The organism is Aquincola agrisoli (assembly GCF_036621135.1).
GTDB classification, from domain to species: domain Bacteria; phylum Pseudomonadota; class Gammaproteobacteria; order Burkholderiales; family Burkholderiaceae_C; genus Aquincola; species Aquincola agrisoli.
Window position 1 is genome coordinate 388,610 of sequence record NZ_JAZIBG010000036.1, and the last position, 20,969, is coordinate 409,578.

Genomic DNA, 20,969 nt, shown 5'->3' on the forward strand with positions numbered 1-20,969 from the left:
GAATACAGGATGCAAGCCATCGTCTTCGACGACTTCGGCGGACCTGAAGTGCTGGTGGCCCGCGAGGTCGCCAGCCCGGCAGCCCGGCCCGATGACCTGCTGGTGCGCAACGCCTCGATCGGCGTCAACCGCGCCGACATCTCGCACCGCAAGGGCGCCTACGGCCGGGCCTACTTCGGCGACTCGGACATCATGGGCCTGGAGATCGCCGGCACGGTGGTGGAGGTGGGGTCGCAGGTGCGCGGCTTCGCCGTGGGCGACCGCGTCATGGGCATCGTGGGCGGCGGCGCGTACGCCGAGCTCTCGCGCATCGATCACCGCATGGCGATGCACGTGCCGGCCGGCCTCTCGCTGCACGATGCCGGCGCGGTGGCCGAGGTGTTCGTCACGGCGCACGAGGCCCTGTTCCACCTGGCCCGCCTGCAGGCCGGGGAATCGGTGCTCATCCATGCGGCAGCCGGCGGCGTGGGCTCGGCCGCGGTGCAACTGGCGCATGCCGCGGGGGCCCGGGTGTTCGCCACCACCGGCGGCGACAAGCGCGAGGCCGTCCGCGGCTTCGGGGCGGACGAGGTCATCGACTACCGCAGCGAGGACTTCCACGCGGTCGTGGCCGGCAAGACGGACGGCCAGGGCGCGGACGTGGTGATCGACTTCATCGGCGCGCCGTACCTGGAGCGCAACGTGCGTTCGCTGGCGGTGGGCGGGCGCATGGTGGTGGTCGGCCTGCTGGGCGGGGCACAAGGCGCCGCGCTGCCGATCGACCTGCTGCTCTACCGCCACCTGCAGATCTTCGGCACGGTGATGAAGTCGCGCCCGCCGGAGGTCAAGCAGGCCATGGTCCAGCGGTTTGCGCAGCGATGGCTCGGGGCTTTGGGCAGCGGTGCGATCCGGCCCGTGATCGACAGCACCTACCCCCTCGCCGACGCCGCAGCGGCGCACCGGCGGATGGAGACGGGCGAGAGCGTCGGCAAGATCCTGCTGCAGCCGGCGCCGGCCGCGGCGTAGCGTGGCCCGCGCAATCTGGCAGACACCCTGGGGGCATCAGCCCCCGCGGCCCCCTTCCGGCCTAGACTCGCCCCCATGCTTCGCCCCTTCCACCTCTGCGCGCCTGCCCCCACCGCAGGCCGCGCGGGCCACGCGGCTTCCCAGCCCGCTGCCCCGCGCCGCACCGCCGGCCATTCCTGAGCCCGGCGGTCCGCACTTCGAAGCTTCTTCCCTCCTTCCCTGCTGCTGATCTCCGGGCCCTCCGTCCCGAGGCCCTGGCGCGCCTGCGCCGGGGGGTGATCACTGCGTGCGCACGGTGTGTGCGCCGAAGGAGCGTTGCATGAGCTTGCGGCAGGTTCTGGCCGTCGTCGATCTTTCTCCCGCGGGCATCCACGCCGCCTGGCGGGCCGCGCGCGTGGCGTGGGCCCAGGGCGCCGCGTTGCGGCTGCTGGCCCTGGTGGAGCTGCCGTACCGGCATCCGCTGTTCGGCCCGGGCTCGGCCGCGCCGTTCGAGCGGGCGCGCGCCGAGCTGTCGCACCTGGCCGATGAGATCGCAGCCTCGATCGGCCTGCGGCCGGAGGTGGTGGTGGGCACGCATGAAGACGAAGCCGCGGCCTGGCGCGCCCATGCGCGCGGCGCGGGCCTCGTCGTCGTGCCGGGCGAGCCGGCGGGCCTGCGCCTGGCCGGCTGGCTGCACGGCGGCCTGGCCGAGCGGGTGCTGCGGCAGGCGGGCACGCCGGTGTTCATCGCACGCCGTCCCTCGGGCACGGTGCACCGCCGCGTGCTGGCGGTCGTCGATGCCGACCTCGAGACGGCCGGGCCGGTGCTGCGTGCGGCGCAGTGGTTCTGCCGGCCCGAGGCGCTGCTCGCCTGCCACGTGCTCGATCCGGCGATCCAGCGGCACCTGGCGGCGGCCGACCTGCCGCTGCCCGCCATCCACGCGTGGATGGACACCGCCGTGCTGCGCGCCCGGGCGGCGCTGGCCGACCAGCTGGGCCGCGCCGAGCTGCCGGCCGCACGGGCCGTGGTGCTGCGCGGCCCGGCGCTGCCGCAGCTCGTGGGCGAGCAGCAGCGCAGCGGCGCGTCGCTGGTGGTGGTGACCAAGCCGCGGCGGGCGTGGTGGGCCGATCTGGCGCGGCCCAGCCTGGGCCGGCAGCTGGCCGACCGGGTGGCCTGCGACGTGCTGTGGCTGCCCACCCCCGCCCCCAGCGCGCGCGCGGCCCGCCAGCGCCTGGCGCTGCATGCGGCCTCGGAGTGAGCGGCGGCCAAGGCATGCAGATCGTTTTGAAGTCCGGGGCGCAGCGCCGGGGCAGGCAGTTGTGCGCCCTGGGGCCGGTGGCTGGCGCCCGCGCCCCCCATGGTCCGTTCGGCCCCCTCGGGCGGCGCCGGCGCCCATTCGCCCGTCATCCGCCGTTCCTAGAGTGCGCTTCTCGGCCGGCCAGGGGGGCCGGCCTGCAAGGCACTCCGAAGAGAACGACGATGAAGATCACATTGCTGCGCGGCGCCGGCATGGCCGCCGTCACCCTGGCGCTGTCGCTGGGCGCCGGCCTGGCCCAGGCGGCCAAGGTCCTGGGCGACTGGACGCCCGTGTTCCAGGGCATCGACTACCTGACCGCCTACGAGACCGATGTGCAGTACCCCGGCGAAGCCGGCCTGCGCCGCCTGGCGGTCAACGCCATGCGCATCGACCTCACCGATCCCGGCATCCGCTTCATGACCACGCCGGGCAACGGCACGCTGGCGGGCGACACGCAGAGCCAGACCACCGGCGCCTTCCTGGAGCAGCACGACCTGCAGGTGGCCGTCAACGCCAACTTCTTCAGCCCCTGCTGCGCCGCCGCCACCCAGCCCAAGGACCTGACGGGCCTGGCCATCAGCGAGGGCCAGGTCGTCTCGCCGGCCGACTACAACAGCATCCCGCCCGGCGGCACCGCGGATTCGCTGGTGATCACGCAGGACAACCGCGCCGCCATCACCCATGTGGCGCCGGGCAGCGACGTCTCCTTGTTCTACAGCGCCGTCTCCGGCGGCCCGGTGCTGGTGAATGCCGGCGAGATCGCGGTGAGCCTCGCGCCGGCCGACAGCTGGTCGGCGCAGAACCCGCGTACCGCGGTGGGCATCTCCGCCGACGGCTCCTTCCTGCTGCTGATGACGATCGACGGCCGCCAGCCCGGCTACAGCGAGGGCGCCACGCTGTACGAGACCGCCAGCTGGCTGCTCGCGCTGGGCGCCTACCAAGGCCTCAACCTCGACGGCGGCGGCTCCACCAGCATGGTGATGGCCGATGCCGACGGCGATGCGCAGTACCTCAACCGCCTCTCGGCCGGCGCGCCGCGCTTCAACGGCAACCACCTCGGCGTGTATGCCGCGGCGCTGCCGGTGCCCGAGCCGTCCACCTACCTGATGCTGGCCATCGGCCTGCTGGTGCTGGCCGCGGCCACGCGCGGCCGCCGCATGCGTTGAGCCCGACCGCCATGAACCAGTTCAAGACGACGGCGTGAGCGCCGACAGCACCTTCGAGAACGCCCAGCTTGACGGTGACGGCCGGCTACACGGCCGGTGCCTTCGACCGCGGCGACCTCACGGTGCGCCTGGCGCGCGGCGCCGGCGGCAGCAACGGCCGCTGGCTGGGCTTCGACAACGTCACGCTGGTGGCGGCGCCGGTGCCCGAGGCGTCGACCTTCGCGATGTTCGGCGCCGGCCTGGCCGGCCTGGTGCTGGCGGCGGGCAGGCGCCGCCGCCAGGGGGACGGCACGCGGCCGTCAGTGCAGGGGTGAGCGCACGGGCGCTTCTTCCCTCAAGGCCTGCGTGTAGTCGCGGTTCCGCGCCTGCTGCTTGAGCGGCGTGTCGCGCGATGCCGAGCCCGCCGTGCTGCCCGCCGCAGCGGCGGGCTTCTTGTTCATGTAGTGCTGGTAGGCCTTCTTGGCCAGGCCGGAAGTGATCGCGAAGAGGATGATTTTGCGCAGCATCTGGGGCTCCGTGGGTGGGTGTGCGGCGTGCCGCCGTCGGCCTGCAGAGCATGGCCGCAACCGCCCGCAGGCGGCGTAGGCGAAGGCCCACACGGGCGGTCGGCGGCCGCCACGATCTGCGCCTCAGCCGCGGATGTAACAGCCCCGCGGCGCGCCGCGGCCAGGTAACGGCGCTCAAGCCGCCCGGTGGGCGACCGAAAGCCCTCGGATGGATTTGCTGCGCGTGTTTTATGTCAGCCGCCCCGTCGGCGACGCCCACCAGTTCGTTCGCCAGTTGCTGGCGAAATGCCAACTCAACAACCGGCGCCGCGACGTGACCGGCATGCTGGCCTTCTCCGGCGCGCACTTTGCGCAGGTGCTCGAAGGCCAGGCCGGCGAGGTACGGCCCTTGATCGAGGCCGTCGCCCGGGATGCCCGCCACACCGGCATGCGCATCGTCTTCGAAGAGCCGACGGCGACGCGGGACTTCGGCAGCTGGTCGATGGGCTACGTCGAGGGCTTCGGCGCGGCCGACCGCATCGAGGCCCTGCTGACCGACCCGGCGGGGCCCGACGTGCGCGAGTTCGCGCAGCGGCTGTTCGCCGAACCCCGGCTGTGAGCCGGGGGCGTCACAGGACGTAGCCGCCGTCGATCGTGAGGCTGGCGCCGGTCATGTAGCCCGATTCGTCCGATGCCAGGTACGACGCCAGCCCCGCGATCTCCGCCGGCTGGCCGACACGCTGCAGCGGCACGATCGCCTTCAGGCCTTCGACCATCGATGCCGTCATGTCCGTCTCGGTGGGACCGGGCTGGATGTTGTTGACGGTGATGCGGCGCGGCGCCAGGTCGAGCGCGATGCCCTTGACCATCGCGGCGACGGCCGCCTTCGTCATCGCGTAGACGCTGCCGCCCGCCGAGCCGGTGCGGATCGCGGTGTTGCTGCCGATCGTGATGACGCGCCCGCCGTCCCGCATGGCCGCCGCGGCCGCCTGGATGGCCAGGAACACGCCGCGCACGTTGACCGCGAGCATCGCGTCCAGGTCGTCGAGCGTGAACGCGTCGATCCGCGCGATGCGCAGCAGCCCGGCATTGACCACCACCGCCTGCAGCGGGCCGAACGCCGCCGTGGCCTCGGCCACCGCGTCGCGGATCGCCGCGGGGTCGGCGCTGTCCGCGCGGATCGCCAGGCCGCTGCGGCCGGCGGCCTCGATGCCGGCGACCACCGCGTCGGCCGCCTCGGGCTGCGACACGTAGGTCAGTGCCACGTCGAAGCCGTCCTGCGCGAGCCGGCTGGCAATCGCCGCGCCGATGCCGCGCGAGCCGCCGAACACCAGGGCCGCCCGACGGGCGGAAGGGGAATGATTCACTGTCGATGCCATCGTGCGATTCCGTTCGCGGCAGCGATGGCTGCCGCACACCGCCAGTGGACGCGGCGGGCGTATCGGCGGTGTGTCACCGCGGCGCGCTTTTGCATGCCCGTGTGCCGGCCCCGGGCCGCGATACACGGGCATACAAACGGCCGCCGGCCGCCGCCGGGGCGTGCCCGGTCAGCCGTCCACCGGCTCGACGCGCACCGAGAACACGTAGCCTTCGCTGCGCACCGTCTTGATGTAGCGCGGCTCGCGCGCGTCGTCGCGCAGGCAGCGGCGCAGGCGGCTCACCAGCAGGTCGATCGAGCGCTCGAACAGCTCGGCGTCGCGGCCCTGCGTGATGCCCAGCAGCTGGTCGCGGTTGAGCACCTTCTGCGGATGGTCGAGGAACACGCGCAGCAGCCGGTACTCCGCCCCGCTGAGCGGCACCACCACGTCGTCGGCATCGAGCAGGTGGCGCTCCACGGTGTCGAGCCGCCAGTCGCCGAAGGCGAGCCGGCGCGCCTCGTCGGTGCTGCGCATGTTGGGCGGCAGCATGCGGGTGCGCCGCAGCACCGAGCGCAGCCGTGCGAGCAGCTCGCGCGCGGAGAACGGCTTGGCGAGGTAGTCGTCGGCGCCCATCTCGAGGCCGAGGATGCGGTCGGCCTCGTCGCCGCGCGCCGTCAGCATCAGGATCGGCAGGTGCTTGTGCTTGCCGGCGCGCAGGTCGCGGCAGAGCGTGAGCCCGTCCTCGCCGGGGAGCATCAGGTCGAGGATCACGAGGTCGAACGGGCCGGAGGTCTCCAGGGCCGCCCGCATGTGCCGGCCGGTGGGCACCGCCGTGGCCCGCAGGCCGTTCTTCGCCAGGTAGGCGCTGAGCAGCTCGCGGATCTCGCGGTCGTCGTCGACGATCAGGATGTGGTCGCTGGGCGGGATGTCTGGCATGGGGTGTGTCGGGCGCGGGCCGTCGCGCAGCAGGCTAACCGAAGGTGAAGGCGTAGGCGCGCGCACCGGGGTCGAGGAACTCGATCTCGAACAGCCGCTCGCGCGCCCCCTCGCGCTGGCGCACGAGCTGGTAGAGGCGCTGCGCGTCGATCCGCCCGCTGCCCTCGGCGTCGGTGTCGGTGCCGTGGTCGGCGCCCGGCGCGCCGCCGTCGATGCGCACGCGAAAGCGCACCGGCCGGCCGTCGTCGCCCGGGCCGAGCACGAGGTGCAGGTCGCGGGCGCGGAAACGGTGGACGATGCGCCCGCCCGGCCGGCCGGCCTGCGCGCTTTCGTCGCCGACCGTCCACTCGCCAGCCAGCGTCCACTGGCCTTCGTGCAGCCGGGCGGCGGGGGCGTAGCGCGTGCCGGGGCCGTCCTGCAGGCGGCCGCCCGCGGTGGTGAAGCCGCTCGCCTGGCGCCGGCCGAGGTAGGTCTCGTGCGACGACGGCGGTTGCGGACCCCCGGCGGCCTGCGTGCCTTCGCCGCGCGGGGCGGCCACGCCGGCAGGCACCGCGTCGCGGCCCGCCTCGTGCAGCAGCGCCTGGATGAACCGCTCGGTCTCGGCATAACCGCCTTCGCCGAACTGGTGGTGGCGCACGCGGCCCTGCGCATCCACCAGGTACATCGCCGGCCAGTAGCGGTTGCCGAACGCCCGCCAGACCGCGTAGTCGCTGTCGACCGCGACCGGGTAGCCGATGCCCAGGTCGCGGGCCGCGCGCTGGACGTTCGGCGTGCGGCGCTCGAAGGCGAACTCGGGCGTGTGCACCCCCAGCACGACGAGCCCCGCCTCGCGGTATTTCTCGTGCCACGCGCGCAGGTAGGGCAGCGTGCGCAGGCAGTTGATGCACGAGTAGGTCCAGAACTCGACCAGCACCACCTTGCCGCGCAGCGATTCGCGCGTCAGCGGCGGCGTGTGGAGCCAGGCGGTCGCGCCGTCGAGCGACGGCATCCAGCCCTCGACCGGCGGCGAGCGCAGGCCGGGCCGCCCCGGGGCCGCCGGCCCTGCGGCCGACACCCGTTGCACGAGGCCTCCGGCCGCGGCGCCCGAATCCCCGGCGGCCGGGGCGATGCCGACCCGCTGCAGCAGCGCCTGCTCCAGCGCCGTGGTGCGGTCGAGCGACAGCGGGGCGAGCAGCCGCGCGTCGAGGCCGAGCGCGATGCATGCGACGGCGGCGAGCACGGCGGCGCCGGCCGCGCGGCGCAGCCCCTCGGCGGCGCGCAGCGGCAGCCGGCGGCGCGCCAGCAGCCGGCTGCCGGCCAGCCGTGCCAGCCCGAGCGAGGTGGCGGCGCCGAGCGCATAAGCCAGCAGCGCGGCCGGGGTGGCGGCCTGCACGCCCTGCAGCGCCGCACCCGCGAAGACCAGCGCGAGGATCGGTCCGGCACAGGGCGCCCAGACAAGCCCCGTGGCGATGCCGAGCAGCAGGGGCGCTGCCTTGCCGGCACGGGCGCCGGCCCCTGCCCCGCCGATGCGCTCGCCCAGGGCGACGAGCGGCCGGCCCAGCCGCGAGGCCAGTGCGGGCCACGCCAGCGCGAGCCCGAACAGCCCGAGGGCGGCCAGCGCGGCGTGCCGTGCGCCGTCGTGCGCCACCGCGGCCCATGCCCCGGCCACGCCGCCCAGCGTGCCGACGGCCGCGAAGGCGAGCGCCATGCCGGCCAGCATCGGCAGCGCCTGCGCGCGCCACGGCCGGCCCGAGGGCGCGAACACGATGGGCAGCACGGGCCACACGCAGGGGCTCGCGAGGGTGAGCAGGCCGCCGAGGTACGCGGCCACGAGCAGGGGAATCAAGGTGGCGTCCATTCGAGCCTCAGGCGGGCAAGGTGAGGCGGGCCTCGAGGCCGCCCGCTGCGCGGTTGTGCAGTTCGAGCCGCGCACCGATCGAGGCCGCGAGCTGCTGCGCGATGGCCAGGCCCAGCCCGGTGCCGCCGGTGCCGCGGTTGCGCGAGCCCTCGACGCGGTAGAAGGGCTTGAACACCGCTTCGAGCTGGTCGGGCGGAATGCCCGGGCCGTCGTCCAGCACGCGCAGCACCAGCGCCGCGCCCTCGGGCTGCACGCGCAGCCGCGCCTGCGTGCCGTACTTCAGCGCGTTGTCGACCAGATTGGCGAGGATGCGGCGCAGCGCGTGCGGCCGCGTGAGGATCGGCGGGCCCGCGCGGCCCTCGACCTGCACCGCGGCGCCGGTGTCCTGGTAGTCGCCCGCGAGGCTCGCGAGCAGCGCGTCGATGTCGAGCCGGCACGGCGGCTCGGCGGCGCCGTGCAGCGTGCGGGCGTAGGCGACGCCCTCGGTCACCAGGGCCCGCATCGCATCGAGGTCCTGGCGGAACTTGTCGCGCTCGGGCTCGCTGTCCATCAGCTCGGTGCGCAGGCGCATCCGGGTGATGGGCGTCTGCAGGTCGTGCGAGATCGACGCGAGGATCTCGACCCGTTCGCGCATGTAGCCCGCAATGCGGCGCTGCATCGCGTTGAAGGCCCGGGCGGCGCGCGCCACCTCGGCCGGCCCGCGCTCGTCGAGCGCCTCGGCCTGCAGATCGGGGCCCAGGCCGTCGGCCGCGGTGGCGAGCTGCGCGAGCGGCCGCGTCACCAGCCGCACCGCGAACCACACGCACGCCGCGAGCACGGCGAGCTGCAGCAAAAGCGCCCACGGCACCCACGGCGACAGCGGCATGTCGACCCGGCGCGCATGGACCACGACGTCGCTGCCGTCGCCGAGCCGCACCTGCAGCTGCAGCGCCTCGTGCGCACCGGGCACCTGGACCAGCCGCGTGACGGGGTATGGCGCGAGCGCCCGCACGATCGCCTCGCCGAACGGGCGCAGCGACGGCGACCGCAGCGGCCCGCCTTCCAGTTCGCCGCCGAGCGCGAAGCGGTAGTTGCGCCGCTCCAGGCGGTCGAGCCACGCGCCGCGCTCGGCCGCGGGCAGCCGGTCGAGGATGGCGACCGAGCTGGCGATATCGCGCTCGATGCCGATCATCATCAGCTCGCGCATCGCGATGCCGCGCTCGTAGCGGACCGACGCGAAGGTGAGCAGCTGCGCGACCGCGAGGCCGGCGACGATCACCAGCGTGACGCGGGCGAACAGCGTGCGCGGCAGCAGGCGGCGCCAGCCGGCGGCGTTGCGGTCGGCGGTAGGGGTCTTGCCTGCGTCGGCAAGCTCGTCGGTGCGCGCCATGGCAGTCCCTGCGGGAGGGCGGTGGTGAAGCGATGCGCGGATTGTTCGCAGCGTCGGCCGCGGTTGCCAGGGTTTTTGTGCGGCCCTGTACGGACCGCACGCGCCGGCTACACAGTGATACCCGGCCCCGAGGCCGGCGGCGCCTGCGGCGGCGCCACCGGCTCGCCCTCGGCGGTGAAGAAGGGCGTGGCGCGCCACGCGCCGCGCAGGCGGCCGCCGCCGATGATGCGCATCAGCCGCCCCATCGCGAGCAGGTTGCGCCAGGGCGAGTGCGCCACCGGGCCGGTGGCCGAGCCGGTGTTGAGCTGCGCGCGGACCGGGCCGTAGGCCGCGGGCAGCGTGCCGCCGGCGTCGCGCAGGCAGGTGTGCACCAGGCCGGCATAGGGCAGCTTCATCTCGCGCGCGGTGTTGGCGATGGGGGTGCGGCAGCAGCTCGAGAACCAGCGCAGCGGGCCCTTGTGCGTCAGCGACATGCAGGCCAGCCGATCGGCGCCCTGCGTGAAGCGCACGTGGCCGGGCAGCGTGGCGACGATGGTGGTGCCGCCCTGCGCGTCCAGCACCGATGCCGCGTCGCCGAGCAGGCGGGCGTAGGCCTGGCAGTGGCGGCAGTAGCAGACGGCGCGCGTGGCCTGCGCGGGATGGGACACCAGGCCGCGGAGCGCACCGCAGCGGCATTGCAGGGCAAGTTCCATCGCGCCGATTGTGCGGCCGGCTGCGTGCGGCCGGCACAATCGGCCGATGGCTCAAGGCAAGCGCATCTCCCAGGACATCGGCAGCGACGCCCTCCAGGCGATCAAGGACATGGGCGCCGCCGCCAGGCGGGCGCGCACCGCGGCCGGCGAAGGCCAGGCCGCGGCGGCCGCGCGGCTGGGCGTCCATGTGCAGACGATCGGCCGCATCGAGGCCGGCGAGCCGGGCGTCACGATCGGCCACGTGATGGGGCTGCTGGCGCTCTACGGCATCGCCGTGCGGCTGCCGGCGCCGGACGGCGGCCCGACGCCGTAGGCCGGCCCGCACCACCCCCATGACGGGGCCTCCCCTTGGCGCGCTCCGCAGGGGGGACGCCGGTGGCGCGGGGCTCGCCTACTGTTGTCTGCATCCCGCCCGATGCAGTCCCCAGGAGCACGCCATGACCACGCCCGCCGCCTTCCGGTACCTCGGCGTCTCGCTCGGCTCCGCCCTGCTGGGCTGGTGGCTCAACCTGCCGCAGGCGCCGCGCGCCGTGCTGCCCCCTGCCGCGCAGCCCGCGCCGCAGGCCCAGCCGCCGCGCCCCGCCGCGCTGCCCACGATGGTGGCGGTGCTGGACGGGGGCAACGTGACCCTGCGCGTCGAGCGCGAGCCGCTGGAGTGGGTCATGTCGGAGATCGAACGGCAGGGCGGCTTCGCGGCGCTGCCCGGCGGCAGGCCGGGGGTGCAGCGGCCGCAGGCCGCCGCCAGCGGTGCGCTCCCGCCCCCCGCGCAGCCCTGCACCGAGGCGCCGCGGCATGAGCGCCGCGACGGCGAACGGCTGCTGCAGACGATCCGCCAGGGCTCCGAGGCCGACCGCTTCGACGGGCTGCTGCAGGCGCGCGACGCCTCGCTGCCCGTGCCGAGCGCCCTGCTGAAGACGCTGTTCGAGACGGACGCGTCCGACGCCGTGCGGCAGCTGGCCTTCGAGGCCTACCTCGAGGCCGAGGCCGTGCAGCCCGCCGCGCTGCGCAGCGCGCTCGAGGCGGCGCTGTACGTGCCCCACGCCGGGGTGCAGCAGGAGGCGCGCCGGCGGCTCGACGAGCTGGCCGAGCGCGAGCGGATCGACGCCGCGTCACCGCAGGCGGGCGCGCCCTAGCGCCCCGCCCTGCCCCGCCACCCCCGCCGATCGGCGCGCCTGGTCCTCCAGGCGGCCCGGGCCCGGGTGCGCGCGGAGGTTTCCAGAGACAGCGCCTGCCGGGGCCCGGCGCCGTCCCATCCGTCCATGCCCCACCGTAGGAGAGCGAGATGAACATTCCTTGCAACTGGCGCGCCGCCGCTGCCGCCGCCGCCCTGGGCTTCGCCGCGATCGGCCCGGCCTCGGCCCATTCGATCGCCGTGATGGCGGACATCAACAACTACACCTTCGTCGGCGCCGCCGTGGTGGTGCTGCCGAGCATGACCTCGCCGCTGTTCGCCAACGCGGCAGGCCAGCGGATCATCGCCAGGTTCTCGTCGGAGTGCGCGGTGAACGCGGCGGCGGGCAACACCTCGGCCTGGACCGATGTCGACATCGTGGTGCTGAATGCCGTGGGCGCCGTCGTGCAGACGATGACGCCGACGGCCGGCGCGGGCGACGCGTTCTGCGCCTCCAACGGCACCGCGGGCTTCGACGGCTGGGAGACCAACTCGGTCACCGCCTTCGGCGGCACGGGGCTGCCCGCCGGCAACTACCGCGTGCAGGTGCGTGCCCGCCTCAACGGCGGCGCCACTGGCGGGTGGTTCGGCGAGCGCTCGCTGGTGATCGAGCGCTGACCGCTTGGCGCCCCCGCCAGGCCGGGGGCGCCAAATATAAATGGGCGCCCCCTGGTTTTAGGGGTACTATGGCCTTGCTGATATGCACAAGACCATCCGCTCGTAGGTCTTTCCACCCGCACCGGTATTTCCCGGTGGTCAGAGTCGAACTCCCCTTGAAGATTTTCTTGGCGTCTCTTCGCTGGGCGCAATCTCGCGTTTGGCAACTTCAAAGGCATTCGACATGACGACACAAACCGGCACCGTGAAATGGTTCAACGAAGGCAAGGGCTTCGGGTTCATTGCCCCTGACGACGGCGGCAAGGATCTTTTTGCGCATTTCAAGGAAATCCAGGGCGGTGGTTTCAAGACCCTCAATGAAAACCAGCGCGTGCAGTTCGAAGTGACCCAAGGGCAAAAAGGCCCGCAGGCATCGAACATCCGCACCCTGGGTTGACCCCGGCAGGATCAGGGGTTTCAGGCAGCGCCTGACGCCCCCCCGATGAAAAGCGCGGCCTGGCCGCGCTTTTTTCTTTTCTGCGCCAAAAGGGGCTCCCCATGAAGAACCTGCAAGACGCCACCGAACGCATCTGCGAGTTGAAGGGCAGCCTCGTTGCGCTCGATGCCCTCCTGCCCGCCGTCATCGACACGCTGTCCGCGGCGGCGCTCGCCCGGCTGGCGGACTCGTTCGATGCGCACGCCGAGGCGGCGCGCATCGTGATGCTGCATTCCGACATCTCCGACGTGGTGCTGACGACGTTCGAGCGCGAGATCGCACGCAACCGGGCCCTGCTGCAGCGCAGCCAGGAACCCCTCGGGCGCGCCACGCGGACCGGCGTGGTCGACGAGCTGCTGCTGACCACCACGCGGATCACCACCTTCGTCGGATCGCAAGTCCAGACACGCGCGAGCGGCTTCTTCTTCCGGCGCGGCGACCAGCTGTTCCTGGTGAGCAGCAGGCACGTCTTCGCCGACGCCACCCGCTCGCACTTCCCCGACCGCATCGAGATCGGGCTGCACACCGATACGCACGACCTGACGCGGCACGAGACCGTCTCGCTGCCCCTCTATCGCGACGGCCTGGGCCAATGGCGCGAAGCCGTCGACAGCGGCGGCAAGGTGGACGTCGCGGTGCTGGCGATTCCGGCCACGCGCCTGCCGGCCGATGCGGTCGTGCTGGCCTTCGACGACAGCCACCTGGACGCACGCGGCGAGGACGTCGCGATCGGCGACGCCTTGACGATCGCGGGCTTTCCGTTCGGCTTTCACGACACCGCCCATCACCTGGCCGTGGCGCGCAGCGCCTGCGTCGCGTCGGCCTACGGCGTGCGCTTCCGGCAACAGGGCTGCTTCCTGATCGATGCACGCTCCCATCCGGGCAGCAGCGGCTCGCCCGTCGTGCGGCGGCGCAGCGGCGGGCACCCCGGCGCGAGCGCCGTCCGCTGGCGGTTGCTGGGCGTGCATTCCACCCGCGTGGACATGGGCGACCGCGACCCCTTGCGAGACGACGGCCTGGCGCTGACCTGCACCTGGTACGCCGACGTCCTGCCCACACTGACCGCCGAGGGCTGAACTGCCATGAACCGAACCGTCACACCCCGGCCTGCGGGCGAGCGTTCGCCGTCCCCGGAGCCCAGCCTGTCGAATGCCGAGCGATCGGAGCTGGAGCGCCAGGGCGCCAAGGCGGCCGCGCGCGGCGAGCCCCACGACGCCAATCCGCTCAGCCAGCCCCGCAACAAGCCGCCCGCCACGGGCGAATCGGCCGAACGCTGGTCGCAGCGCAGCGAGGCCTGGGAGCACGGCCACGTGGTCCAGTCCGGCGCCCGGCGAAAGCGCGGCGCCTCCCGGCCGCCGAAAGGGCAACGATGACCCGGGACGGCGCGGCCGTCGACGCATCGGCATCGGCCGCGCCGCATCGGCTGGTGTACGCGGCGATCCGCGGCGGCCGGAGCTTCGCCTTCCCCTGCGACGCCGCGGGCACCGTCGAGCTCAACCTGCTGAGCGACCGTGAACGCTGCAACTACCTGCTGGCGCGTGCGCTGGTCGGCCGGGACTTCCACCCGCCCGCCGTCGAGCCCGCGCCGTCCTCCTTGGAGGCCTAGCAGGCCGCGGCCGCTCAGGCCGGCGGCGCGGCGCCGGCCCACCAGCGCGTCGCGGCGTACCCCGCCGTCGCGGCTGCCGCGGTGACGAAGGTGCCCCAGGCCAGGTCGGCCAGCGTCAGGTGCAGCGGCCAGTCGTGCAGCGTCGCGTGGTTGGTCAGGTCGTAGGCCGCGTAGGCCACCAGGCCCAGCAGGGCACCGCGGCCCAGCGCCGTCGTCCACTGCCCGCTGGCCAGGGCCGGCGACACCGCGAAGACCAGCACGCCGACCACGTAGATCGCGTAGAACACCACGGCCGGTGCCATGCGGAAGCCGTCCGCCATCAGGTGCCCGATGGCCGGGCGGTACAGCCGGTCGGCCATCGTCGAGAGCCACACGCCGTCGAGCGCGAGGAACACCACCGCGGTGGCGGCATAGGCCACGGCCAGCTGGCGGATCGTCATGGCAAGGGTCCTTTCTTGGCAGGGTGCGGGGTGGCGCCCGGCGCGCTGCGGCGCGGCGGGCCGGGGAAGAAGGCGTTGGTGCGCGCCACATAGTCGCGGTACGCCGGCCGGCGATCGGCGATGTCCTGCTCCAGCAGCGACACGCCCGAGACCTTCAGCAGCAGCACCGTCATCAGCAGCGGCGACACGATGCTCCAGGCGCCGGCCCAGCCCGCGCCCGACACCGCCGCCAGCCACAGGCCCCACCACACGCAGGCTTCGCCGAAATAGTTGGGGTGCCGGGTGTACGCCCACAGGCCGCGGTCCATCACCTGGCCGCGGTGGGCCGGATCGGCCTGGAAGCGGGCCATCTGCGCATCGCCCACCGCCTCGAACACGAGGCCGAACACCGCCAGCGCCAGCCCCGCGGCATCGAGCGGCCCCAGTGCCGACGGCGACGCCGCGCCCACCAGCAGCGGTGCCGAGACCACCCACGCCAGCACCGCCTGCAGCCCGAACACGAGGTAGAGGCTGCGCAGGCCGAAGCCGGGCTGGTTGCGCGCGCGGATGGCCTGGTAGCGGCGGTCTTCGCCGTGGCCCCAGTTGCGCCAGGTGACGTAGGCGGCCAGCCGCACGGCCCAGGCCAGCAGCACCGCGAGCATCCAGGCGCCCCGGCTGCCCCCGCCTTCATCGCCGGGCGCGCCGGCCTGGGTCAGCATCACGACGTACGCCACCGCGGGCGCCGCGATCATCAGCGACCAGACGCGGTCGACGAGGCTCGCATCGCGCCGCACCAGGCTGGCCAGCCACGTCAGCGCCGCCAGCCCGGCCGCCAGCACCAACCCGACCAACGCCGCCTGCACCATGCCCGTCACCGCGGCTCGAACAGGTAGTGGCCGACCCACCACCGCTGCCCGTCCTCGAAGCCGAACAGCTCCTCCACCGCCATGAAGAAGAGCCGCCAACGCATCCACCACTGCTGCGCCTGCACGCCGTAGGTGGCCACCATCAGCGGCATCAGCTCTTCGCTGCGCTCGTCCATGTTGCGCAGCCAGGCCTGCGCGGTGCGCTGGTAGTGTGTGCCGTCCCAGCGCCAGCGGCGCAGCAGGCGCAGGTCGTCCTGGCAGTGCAATGCGAGGTCGTCGCTGGGCATCATGCCGCCGGAGAAGAAGTGCCGGCTCATCCAGTCGCTCGCATCGCGGTCCTCGAACGGATACGGCGCGCCGCGGTGCGCGAACACGTGCATGAAGAACCGGCCGCCCGGCTGCAGCCAGCGGGCCACGTTGGCGAACGCACGCGGCCAGTTGCGCAGGTGCTCGAACATCTCGACCGAGACGATGCGGTCGAAGCGATCGGGGGTGTCGAAATCGTTGATGTCGCGCGTGACGACGCGCAGGTTGGACAGGCGCTGCTCGCGCGCCTGCGCCTCGATGGTCTCGCGCTGCGAGCGCGAGTTCGACAGCGCGGTGATCTCCGAGCGGGGGAACCGCGCGGCCATCCAGAGGCTGAGCGAGCCCCATCCGCAGCCCAGTTCCAGTACCCGCTGCCCGTCGGCCAGGCCGGCGCGCTCGGCCGTGGCCTGCAGCGCGGCGTCCTCTGCCTCGTCCAGCGTCCGCACCCCGTCGGGCCACCAGCAACTGCTGTACTTGCGGCGGCGGCCCAGCACCTGGGCGAAGAAGGCGGCGGGCAGCTCGTAGTGCTGCTCGTTGGCCTTGTGCGGCAGCGGCGCCACCTCCGCGGCGCGCATGCTGTCGAGGAAGCGTTGCGTCAGCTCGGCCTGCGCCGCGGCGTCGCCGTCCTGGAGATCGGCCAGGCGGTCGCGCAGCAGGCGGCGGATGCCCAGCCGCACGACGCGGTCGGGCACCAATCCCTGTTCTGCCCAATGGACAGCCTTGGCGCTGCTGCTCGGCATTGCGCGATCCCTTCGACGTGGCCGGGGCGATTCCCCCCTGCTTGTACGCAGCGCGCGGCGATCCGGATCATCGCGGCGGCCGTCAGCCCGCGAGCGGCCAGCGTGCGAGGTGCAGGTGCGTCGACCGGCCCAGCAGGCTGTGCACGAGCACGAACTCGCGCACGGTCCACTGCACCGGCGCCACGGCCTGGTGGGTGACGAACCGGCCGTCGTACAGCAGCGTCACGTGCGGCGTGAAGTGCGGCGTGACCCAGTGGCCCAGGCCGGCCCGGCGCATCGCCGCCCCGAGCTGCCGCTGCAGCGCGCCGAGCGGGGCCAGGGCTTCGTCGCCGCCGCGCAGCACGAATGGCCGGTTGCGGGGCCGGCCGAGGAAGCTCTCGGCATGGTCGAAGCCCGCCTCGAACGGGGCGGCCACCACGGCATCGCCTGCCCGGCAGGCCAGTTCGGCCAGGCCCGGCGGCAGGCCGGCATGGTTGCCGAGGTGGTGCAGGGTCGCGTGCAGCCGCGTCGCGGCGAGCGGCTTGCCGCGCAGGCCAAGCTCGCCGCGCAGCCGGTGGGCGAGCGCAGCGATCCGCTCGGCCGTGGCCGCATCCGGCAGCACGGCGAAGAAGAGGCCGTCGGTCAGCGGGGGCGGCGGCTCGAAGCCTTCCAGCGGCAGCTGCACGGGCATGGGTGGTGCCTCACAGTTCGTGGAGCGCGCTGTAGCTCGACTCGATGCGCTGCAGGCGCTCGCGCTCCTGCGGGCCGGCGAGCTCGATCACGCGGGAGACCAGCAGGTGGCATACCCCGATCACGGCGGCGTGGTCGTCGAGCAGGCCCTGCGAGGCACAGCGGCACTGGAGGTGCCAGGTGACGCCGGGATGCCGCGCCACCTGGTCGTCGGTGACGTACAGCACCTTCGCGCCGGAGTCGACCATCAGCGACACCACGTCGCGCAGCCCCGCGGGCCGCCGGCGCAGCCCGAACACCACGACGACGTCCTGCCGCACGATGCTGGCGGCGTACTGGCCGAGCGTGTCGCCCGCGTGGGGCACGACGTGGCAGTTCTCCTTGACCTGGAACAGCTGCCAGCGGAAGTACGTCGCGAACGAATGGCTCGACCGGAAGCCGGCGATCCACACCTTGCGGGCCGACAGCAGCGCCTTGGCGATGCGGTCGACCTCGGCCTCGTGCAGCCGCGCCATCGTGCGGCGCAGGTTGTCCTGGCTCGCCTCGCACTGCGCGGCGAAAAGGCCCTCGACGCCGGACGCGCGGCTCGCGAGGAACAGCGGCGAGCCGGATTCCTTCTCCTCGCGCACGCTGCGCCGCGCGTCCTCGTAGTGCTGGTAGCCCAGGCGCTTGATGAAGCGCGAGACGGTGGCGTTCGACACCCCGGCCAGCGACGCCAGCTCGGTGGCCGAATAGCTGGCCAGGTCGCCGGGGAAGTCGATCACGAAGTCGGCGAGCCGCCGCTCCACCGGGTGGAAGTGCTGCAGCTGCTGGCGCACGCGCGCCAGGAACGACGGATTCTCAGGGCTTGCCATGAAAAATTCTGTTCTTCATCCCGGCTCGCATCTTCACACGAACACGCGCCATCCCGGCGCCCGGTTGTGGCGCAGCGGATGCCACCTGGCGGTGCACGGCGCACATCGGCGGCGCACGTGAAAAGGACCGTTCACAGGGAACGCGGCATGGCACAGCGCTTGCAACGGGCTCTCGCGTGAAATGATTGTTTCACGCAGCGTCCTTCGTGAAATCTCTCGATCACGCGCACCGCCCACCGCCTTCCTCCCTCCCCTGCTGCCAGGAGCCTCGCCATGACATCGCTTGCCCGCCGTACCACCCTCGGCCTTGCCGCCGCCGTCCTGCTGTGGGGCGGCGCCGCCCAGGCGCAGAACACGCTGGACCACATCACGAGGACGAAGAAGGTACGCATCGCCATCCCGACCGACTACCCGCCCTACGGCTTCGTCGGCGTCGACCTGAAGCCGCAGGGCCTGGACATCGACATGGCCCGCTACATCGCGGCCAAGCTCGGCGCGACGCCGGAGCTCGTGCCGGTGACCAGCGCCAACCGCATCCCCTACCTGCAGACGAAGAAGGTCGACATCGTCATCTCCACGCTGGGCAAGACGCCGGAACGCGAGCAGGTCGTCGACTTCACGCATGCCTATTCGCCGTTCTTCCAGGCCGTGTTCGCGGCCAAGTCGGTGTCGATCAAGTCCTGGGCCGACCTGAGCGGCAAGACGGTGTCCGTCACGCGCGGCGCGATGGCCGACACCGAGCTGGGCAAGGTCATCCCGGCGGGCGTCGACGTCAAGCGCTTCGAGGACCACGTGGGCACCGTCTCCGCCTTCGTCAGCGGCCAGGTGCAGGTGATCGCCACCAGCGCCGCGGAGGGCGCGACGATCATGAAGCAGAACCCGAAGCTCGACACCGAGTACAAGCTGCTGCTGAAGGAGAGCCCCAACTACATGGGCGTCGGCAAGGGCGAGACGGCCCTGAAGGACCGGCTCAATGCCCTGATCCTCGAGGCGCGCAGGAACGGCGAGATCGACAAGCTCTCGACCCGGTGGCTCGGCCGCGGCGCCGGCGACCTGCCGATGTGAGTGCCGCATCGCCCACGCCATGAAGAAGACACCCCGCATCCTGCTGATCAACCCGAACACCTCCGCCGCGACGACCGGCATGATGGTGCGCATCGCCGCCGCCGCGGCCGGCAGCGGCGCCGCGATCGAAGGCGTCACCGCGCGGCGCGGCGCACCGATGATCGTCGACGAGGCCGAGATGGCGGTCGCCAGCGCCGAAGTGCTGGCGGCCTGGCACGCCGCGGACGACGGCGGCTGGGACGGCGTGATCGTCTCGGCCTTCGGCGATCCGGGGCTCGACGCGGTACGGGCCGCGGCACGGGTGCCGGTGGTCGGCATCTGCGAGGCCTCGATCCTCGACGGCGCGCAGGGCGGACGGCGCTTCGGCATCGCGACGGTGACGCCGGCGCTCGCCGAGCTGCTGCGCCAGCGCGTGGCCGCGCTGGGCGCCGGCGCGCACTACAGCGGCATCCGGCTGACAGCGGGCGAGCCGCGTGCACTCGCGGCCGAGCCGGCCCGGCTCGAGGCCGAGCTGGCGCAGGCCGTGCGCCGCTGCATCGACGACGACGGCGCCGAGGCCGTGGTGATCGGCGGCGGGCCGCTGGGCCAGGCGGCCGAGGCGCTGCAGGCACGCTGCCAGGTGCCGCTCATCGCGCCCATCCCGAGCGCGGTCGCGCGCCTGCTGGCACGGATCGACGGCTGACGATCCTCACTTACACTGCCCGCTGGGTGCTCGCCGCAGTCCGCGGTGGGGCAGGTTCATCGCGCTGGTCGGGCCGCCACGCGGCATGTCCGCAACCACCCCTTCGATGCAAGCCACCACGATCCAGCTCGTCGGCGCAGCGCTGTTCGCTGTCGCCCTGATCCACACCTTCTCGACCACGGTGTTCCAGCGCCTGGCGCACCGCTACCACCGCCACGAGGGTCTGCTGCACCTGCTGGGCGAAGTGGAGGTCGTCTTCGGCTTCTGGGCGCTGGTGCTGGTGCTGTTCTTCTTCGCCACCGATGGCAAGGAAGCCGCCATCGCCTACGTCGACAGCCGCAACTTCACCGAGCCGCTGTTCGTCTTCGCGATCATGGTGGTGGCGGGCAGCCGGCCCATCCTGCAGCTGTCGATGCTGATGGTACAGGGGCTGGCGCGCCTGCTGCCGGTACCGCGCTCGCTGGCGGTGTATTTCCTGGCGCTGTCGTTCCTGCCGCTGCTGGGCTCGTTCATCACCGAGCCCGCGGCGATGACGCTGGCGGCGATGATGCTGCGCGACCGCATCTTCGCGACGGGGATCCCCGAACGCGTCAAGTACGCGACCCTCGGCGTGCTGTTCGTCAACGTGTCGATCGGCGGCACGCTCACCCCCTTCGCCGCGCCGCCCGTGCTGATGGTGGCGGCCAAGTGGAACTGGGACATGGCCTTCATGCTCACCCACTTCGGCTGGCGCGCCGCGCTGGCGGTGCTGGTGAACGCCCTGGCGGTGACGATGCTGTTCCGCCGCGAGATCCTCGCGCACGCGCGCCCCGGCGAGACCGACGCGCGGCGCATCGTGCCGGTCGCGGCGATGGTGATCTGTACGCTGTTCCTCGCGGGCGTGGTCGGGTTCGCGCACCATCCGGCGGTGTTCATGGGCCTGCTGCTTTTCTTCATCGGCTACAGCGCGGCCTACAAGCGCCACCATGACCCGCTGATCCTGCGCGAAGCGCTGCTGGTCGCCTTCTTCCTGGCGGGCCTGGTGGTGCTGGGCGGGCAGCAGCAATGGTGGCTGCAGCCCGTGTTGACCTCGATGAGCCCGGACGCCGTGTACTACGGCGCCACCCTGCTGACGGCCATCACCGACAACGCCGCGCTGACCTACCTGGGCTCGCTGGTCGAAGGCCTGAGCGACGAGTTCAAGCTCTCGCTGGTGGCCGGCGCGGTGACGGGCGGCGGCCTGACGGTGATCGCCAACGCGCCCAACCCGGCGGGCTTCTCGATCCTGCGCGGCGGCTTCCGCGACGGGGCCATCAACGCGGGCTGGCTGCTGCTGGCGGCCCTGGGGCCGACCCTGGTGGCGGTGGCGGCATTCCGGATGCTGTGAACCGGAGT

General features: G+C 73.0%; 26 protein-coding genes. 15 read left to right on the forward strand and 11 right to left on the reverse strand.

The annotated features are described in order from the left end of the window. The first annotated feature begins 9 nt into the window (after positions 1–9). From V4F39_RS18345 to V4F39_RS18360, 4 genes are all read left to right on the forward strand, one after another. A complete protein-coding gene (locus tag V4F39_RS18345; RefSeq protein ID WP_332291218.1) occupies positions 10–1,005 on the forward strand; it encodes an NAD(P)H-quinone oxidoreductase in 996 nt (331 codons plus the stop codon). Between the two features lie 319 nt (positions 1,006–1,324). Further along, positions 1,325–2,242, forward strand: a complete 918-nt coding sequence (locus V4F39_RS18350) for a universal stress protein (protein WP_332291220.1) — start codon at positions 1,325–1,327, stop codon at positions 2,240–2,242. Positions 2,243–2,463: 221 nt separating this feature from the next. After that, a complete protein-coding gene (locus tag V4F39_RS18355; RefSeq protein WP_332291222.1) occupies positions 2,464–3,447 on the forward strand; it encodes a phosphodiester glycosidase family protein in 984 nt (327 codons plus the stop codon). Positions 3,448–3,521: 74 nt separating this feature from the next. After that, the gene (locus V4F39_RS18360) at positions 3,522–3,761 is read left to right on the forward strand and encodes a PEP-CTERM sorting domain-containing protein (RefSeq protein ID WP_332291569.1); all 240 of its coding nucleotides are present in this window, start codon (positions 3,522–3,524) and stop codon (positions 3,759–3,761) included. Here the strand turns inward: V4F39_RS18360 and V4F39_RS18365 are convergent. After that, positions 3,747–3,953, reverse strand: a complete 207-nt coding sequence (locus V4F39_RS18365; RefSeq protein WP_332291225.1) for a hypothetical protein — start codon at positions 3,951–3,953, stop codon at positions 3,747–3,749. The genes V4F39_RS18360 and V4F39_RS18365 overlap by 15 nt on opposite strands. A gap of 208 nt (positions 3,954–4,161) precedes the next feature. Between V4F39_RS18365 and V4F39_RS18370 the strand changes: the two genes are divergently transcribed. Further along, on the forward strand, positions 4,162–4,551 hold the full coding sequence (locus V4F39_RS18370) for a BLUF domain-containing protein (RefSeq protein ID WP_332291227.1): 390 nt from the start codon (positions 4,162–4,164) through the stop codon (positions 4,549–4,551). A 10-nt stretch (positions 4,552–4,561) separates the two neighbouring features. On the opposite strand, the gene V4F39_RS18375 is transcribed toward V4F39_RS18370, so the two are convergent. The 5 genes from V4F39_RS18375 to V4F39_RS18395 form a co-directional block, all read right to left on the reverse strand. Continuing rightward, positions 4,562–5,311, reverse strand: coding sequence for an SDR family oxidoreductase (locus V4F39_RS18375; RefSeq protein ID WP_332291229.1), 750 nt, complete (start codon positions 5,309–5,311; stop codon positions 4,562–4,564). Positions 5,312–5,479: 168 nt separating this feature from the next. Then, positions 5,480–6,226 carry a response regulator gene (locus V4F39_RS18380; protein WP_332291231.1) on the reverse strand — a complete coding sequence of 249 codons (747 nt, stop codon included), beginning with the start codon at positions 6,224–6,226 and terminating at the stop codon, positions 5,480–5,482. Between the two features lie 34 nt (positions 6,227–6,260). Continuing rightward, positions 6,261–8,048, reverse strand: coding sequence for a cytochrome c biogenesis protein DipZ (locus V4F39_RS18385; protein WP_332291570.1), 1,788 nt, complete (start codon positions 8,046–8,048; stop codon positions 6,261–6,263). 22 nt (positions 8,049–8,070) lie between these two features. Continuing rightward, a complete protein-coding gene (locus V4F39_RS18390; RefSeq protein WP_332291233.1) occupies positions 8,071–9,432 on the reverse strand; it encodes an ATP-binding protein in 1,362 nt (453 codons plus the stop codon). A gap of 107 nt (positions 9,433–9,539) precedes the next feature. Next, a complete protein-coding gene (locus tag V4F39_RS18395; protein ID WP_332291235.1) occupies positions 9,540–10,124 on the reverse strand; it encodes a DUF6151 family protein in 585 nt (194 codons plus the stop codon). A 46-nt stretch (positions 10,125–10,170) separates the two neighbouring features. Between V4F39_RS18395 and V4F39_RS18400 the strand changes: the two genes are divergently transcribed. The 7 genes from V4F39_RS18400 to V4F39_RS18430 all read left to right on the forward strand — a co-directional run bounded on the left by V4F39_RS18400 (position 10,171) and on the right by V4F39_RS18430 (position 13,994). Beyond that, positions 10,171–10,437: a helix-turn-helix domain-containing protein gene (locus V4F39_RS18400; protein WP_332291237.1), complete on the forward strand. Its 267-nt coding sequence runs from the start codon at positions 10,171–10,173 to the stop codon at positions 10,435–10,437. 124 nt (positions 10,438–10,561) lie between these two features. Further along, positions 10,562–11,257 carry a hypothetical protein gene (locus tag V4F39_RS18405; RefSeq protein ID WP_332291238.1) on the forward strand — a complete coding sequence of 232 codons (696 nt, stop codon included), beginning with the start codon at positions 10,562–10,564 and terminating at the stop codon, positions 11,255–11,257. Between the two features lie 149 nt (positions 11,258–11,406). Then, positions 11,407–11,913, forward strand: coding sequence for a hypothetical protein (locus tag V4F39_RS18410; RefSeq protein WP_332291240.1), 507 nt, complete (start codon positions 11,407–11,409; stop codon positions 11,911–11,913). A 223-nt stretch (positions 11,914–12,136) separates the two neighbouring features. Further along, complete coding sequence (gene cspE, locus V4F39_RS18415) at positions 12,137–12,349, forward strand: transcription antiterminator/RNA stability regulator CspE (RefSeq protein WP_332291242.1); 213 nt, start codon at positions 12,137–12,139, stop codon at positions 12,347–12,349. A 101-nt stretch (positions 12,350–12,450) separates the two neighbouring features. Further along, complete coding sequence (locus V4F39_RS18420) at positions 12,451–13,464, forward strand: trypsin-like peptidase domain-containing protein (RefSeq protein WP_332291243.1); 1,014 nt, start codon at positions 12,451–12,453, stop codon at positions 13,462–13,464. Positions 13,465–13,470: 6 nt separating this feature from the next. Next, positions 13,471–13,761 (forward strand): CrpP-related protein, encoded by a 291-nt coding sequence (locus V4F39_RS18425; RefSeq protein WP_332291244.1) that lies wholly within the window; start codon positions 13,471–13,473, stop codon positions 13,759–13,761. Beyond that, positions 13,758–13,994, forward strand: coding sequence for a hypothetical protein (locus V4F39_RS18430; protein ID WP_332291245.1), 237 nt, complete (start codon positions 13,758–13,760; stop codon positions 13,992–13,994). Before V4F39_RS18425 ends, V4F39_RS18430 begins: the two co-directional genes overlap by 4 nt. A gap of 14 nt (positions 13,995–14,008) precedes the next feature. On the opposite strand, the gene V4F39_RS18435 is transcribed toward V4F39_RS18430, so the two are convergent. The 5 genes from V4F39_RS18435 to V4F39_RS18455 all read right to left on the reverse strand — a co-directional run bounded on the left by V4F39_RS18435 (position 14,009) and on the right by V4F39_RS18455 (position 17,848). Beyond that, on the reverse strand, positions 14,009–14,434 hold the full coding sequence (locus tag V4F39_RS18435) for a DUF2177 family protein (RefSeq protein ID WP_332291246.1): 426 nt from the start codon (positions 14,432–14,434) through the stop codon (positions 14,009–14,011). Then, on the reverse strand, positions 14,431–15,279 hold the full coding sequence (locus V4F39_RS18440) for a DUF1295 domain-containing protein (RefSeq protein ID WP_332291572.1): 849 nt from the start codon (positions 15,277–15,279) through the stop codon (positions 14,431–14,433). The genes V4F39_RS18435 and V4F39_RS18440 overlap by 4 nt, the downstream gene beginning before the upstream one ends. Positions 15,280–15,284: 5 nt before the next feature. Next, positions 15,285–16,325, reverse strand: a complete 1,041-nt coding sequence (locus tag V4F39_RS18445) for an SAM-dependent methyltransferase (protein WP_332291247.1) — start codon at positions 16,323–16,325, stop codon at positions 15,285–15,287. Positions 16,326–16,407: 82 nt separating this feature from the next. Beyond that, on the reverse strand, positions 16,408–16,995 hold the full coding sequence (locus tag V4F39_RS18450) for a 2'-5' RNA ligase family protein (RefSeq protein ID WP_332291248.1): 588 nt from the start codon (positions 16,993–16,995) through the stop codon (positions 16,408–16,410). 10 nt (positions 16,996–17,005) lie between these two features. Further along, positions 17,006–17,848 carry a MurR/RpiR family transcriptional regulator gene (locus V4F39_RS18455; RefSeq protein ID WP_332291249.1) on the reverse strand — a complete coding sequence of 281 codons (843 nt, stop codon included), beginning with the start codon at positions 17,846–17,848 and terminating at the stop codon, positions 17,006–17,008. Positions 17,849–18,121: 273 nt separating this feature from the next. Here V4F39_RS18455 and V4F39_RS18460 point away from each other — a divergent pair, with 273 nt between their 5' ends. The 3 genes from V4F39_RS18460 (at position 18,122) to V4F39_RS18470 (ending at position 20,961) form a co-directional block, all read left to right on the forward strand. Next, entirely contained in the window at positions 18,122–18,913 is a 792-nt protein-coding gene (locus tag V4F39_RS18460; RefSeq protein WP_332291250.1) for a transporter substrate-binding domain-containing protein, read from the forward strand. A 19-nt stretch (positions 18,914–18,932) separates the two neighbouring features. Further along, complete coding sequence (locus V4F39_RS18465) at positions 18,933–19,595, forward strand: aspartate/glutamate racemase family protein (protein ID WP_332291251.1); 663 nt, start codon at positions 18,933–18,935, stop codon at positions 19,593–19,595. Between the two features lie 106 nt (positions 19,596–19,701). Beyond that, on the forward strand, positions 19,702–20,961 hold the full coding sequence (locus V4F39_RS18470) for a putative Na+/H+ antiporter (protein WP_332291252.1): 1,260 nt from the start codon (positions 19,702–19,704) through the stop codon (positions 20,959–20,961). The last annotated feature ends 8 nt before the right edge of the window (positions 20,962–20,969 follow it).

Coding starts and splice junctions, on each gene's coding strand:
- cspE (WP_332291242.1), top strand. CDS start 12,137: ATGACGACACAAACCGGCACCGTGAAATGGTTCAACGAAGGCAAGGGC.
- V4F39_RS18430 (WP_332291245.1), top strand. CDS start 13,758: ATGACCCGGGACGGCGCGGCCGTCGACGCATCGGCATCGGCCGCGCCG.
- V4F39_RS18395 (WP_332291235.1), bottom strand. CDS start 10,124: ATGGAACTTGCCCTGCAATGCCGCTGCGGTGCGCTCCGCGGCCTGGTG.
- V4F39_RS18420 (WP_332291243.1), top strand. CDS start 12,451: ATGAAGAACCTGCAAGACGCCACCGAACGCATCTGCGAGTTGAAGGGC.
- V4F39_RS18440 (WP_332291572.1), bottom strand. CDS start 15,279: ATGGTGCAGGCGGCGTTGGTCGGGTTGGTGCTGGCGGCCGGGCTGGCG.
- V4F39_RS18470 (WP_332291252.1), top strand. CDS start 19,702: ATGCAAGCCACCACGATCCAGCTCGTCGGCGCAGCGCTGTTCGCTGTC.
- V4F39_RS18345 (WP_332291218.1), top strand. CDS start 10: ATGCAAGCCATCGTCTTCGACGACTTCGGCGGACCTGAAGTGCTGGTG.
- V4F39_RS18435 (WP_332291246.1), bottom strand. CDS start 14,434: ATGACGATCCGCCAGCTGGCCGTGGCCTATGCCGCCACCGCGGTGGTG.
- V4F39_RS18390 (WP_332291233.1), bottom strand. CDS start 9,432: ATGGCGCGCACCGACGAGCTTGCCGACGCAGGCAAGACCCCTACCGCC.
- V4F39_RS18450 (WP_332291248.1), bottom strand. CDS start 16,995: ATGCCCGTGCAGCTGCCGCTGGAAGGCTTCGAGCCGCCGCCCCCGCTG.
- V4F39_RS18445 (WP_332291247.1), bottom strand. CDS start 16,325: ATGCCGAGCAGCAGCGCCAAGGCTGTCCATTGGGCAGAACAGGGATTG.
- V4F39_RS18400 (WP_332291237.1), top strand. CDS start 10,171: ATGGCTCAAGGCAAGCGCATCTCCCAGGACATCGGCAGCGACGCCCTC.
- V4F39_RS18410 (WP_332291240.1), top strand. CDS start 11,407: ATGAACATTCCTTGCAACTGGCGCGCCGCCGCTGCCGCCGCCGCCCTG.
- V4F39_RS18460 (WP_332291250.1), top strand. CDS start 18,122: ATGACATCGCTTGCCCGCCGTACCACCCTCGGCCTTGCCGCCGCCGTC.
- V4F39_RS18355 (WP_332291222.1), top strand. CDS start 2,464: ATGAAGATCACATTGCTGCGCGGCGCCGGCATGGCCGCCGTCACCCTG.
- V4F39_RS18365 (WP_332291225.1), bottom strand. CDS start 3,953: ATGCTGCGCAAAATCATCCTCTTCGCGATCACTTCCGGCCTGGCCAAG.
- V4F39_RS18380 (WP_332291231.1), bottom strand. CDS start 6,226: ATGCCAGACATCCCGCCCAGCGACCACATCCTGATCGTCGACGACGAC.
- V4F39_RS18405 (WP_332291238.1), top strand. CDS start 10,562: ATGACCACGCCCGCCGCCTTCCGGTACCTCGGCGTCTCGCTCGGCTCC.
- V4F39_RS18455 (WP_332291249.1), bottom strand. CDS start 17,848: ATGGCAAGCCCTGAGAATCCGTCGTTCCTGGCGCGCGTGCGCCAGCAG.
- V4F39_RS18375 (WP_332291229.1), bottom strand. CDS start 5,311: ATGGCATCGACAGTGAATCATTCCCCTTCCGCCCGTCGGGCGGCCCTG.
- V4F39_RS18465 (WP_332291251.1), top strand. CDS start 18,933: ATGAAGAAGACACCCCGCATCCTGCTGATCAACCCGAACACCTCCGCC.
- V4F39_RS18425 (WP_332291244.1), top strand. CDS start 13,471: ATGAACCGAACCGTCACACCCCGGCCTGCGGGCGAGCGTTCGCCGTCC.
- V4F39_RS18370 (WP_332291227.1), top strand. CDS start 4,162: ATGGATTTGCTGCGCGTGTTTTATGTCAGCCGCCCCGTCGGCGACGCC.
- V4F39_RS18350 (WP_332291220.1), top strand. CDS start 1,325: ATGAGCTTGCGGCAGGTTCTGGCCGTCGTCGATCTTTCTCCCGCGGGC.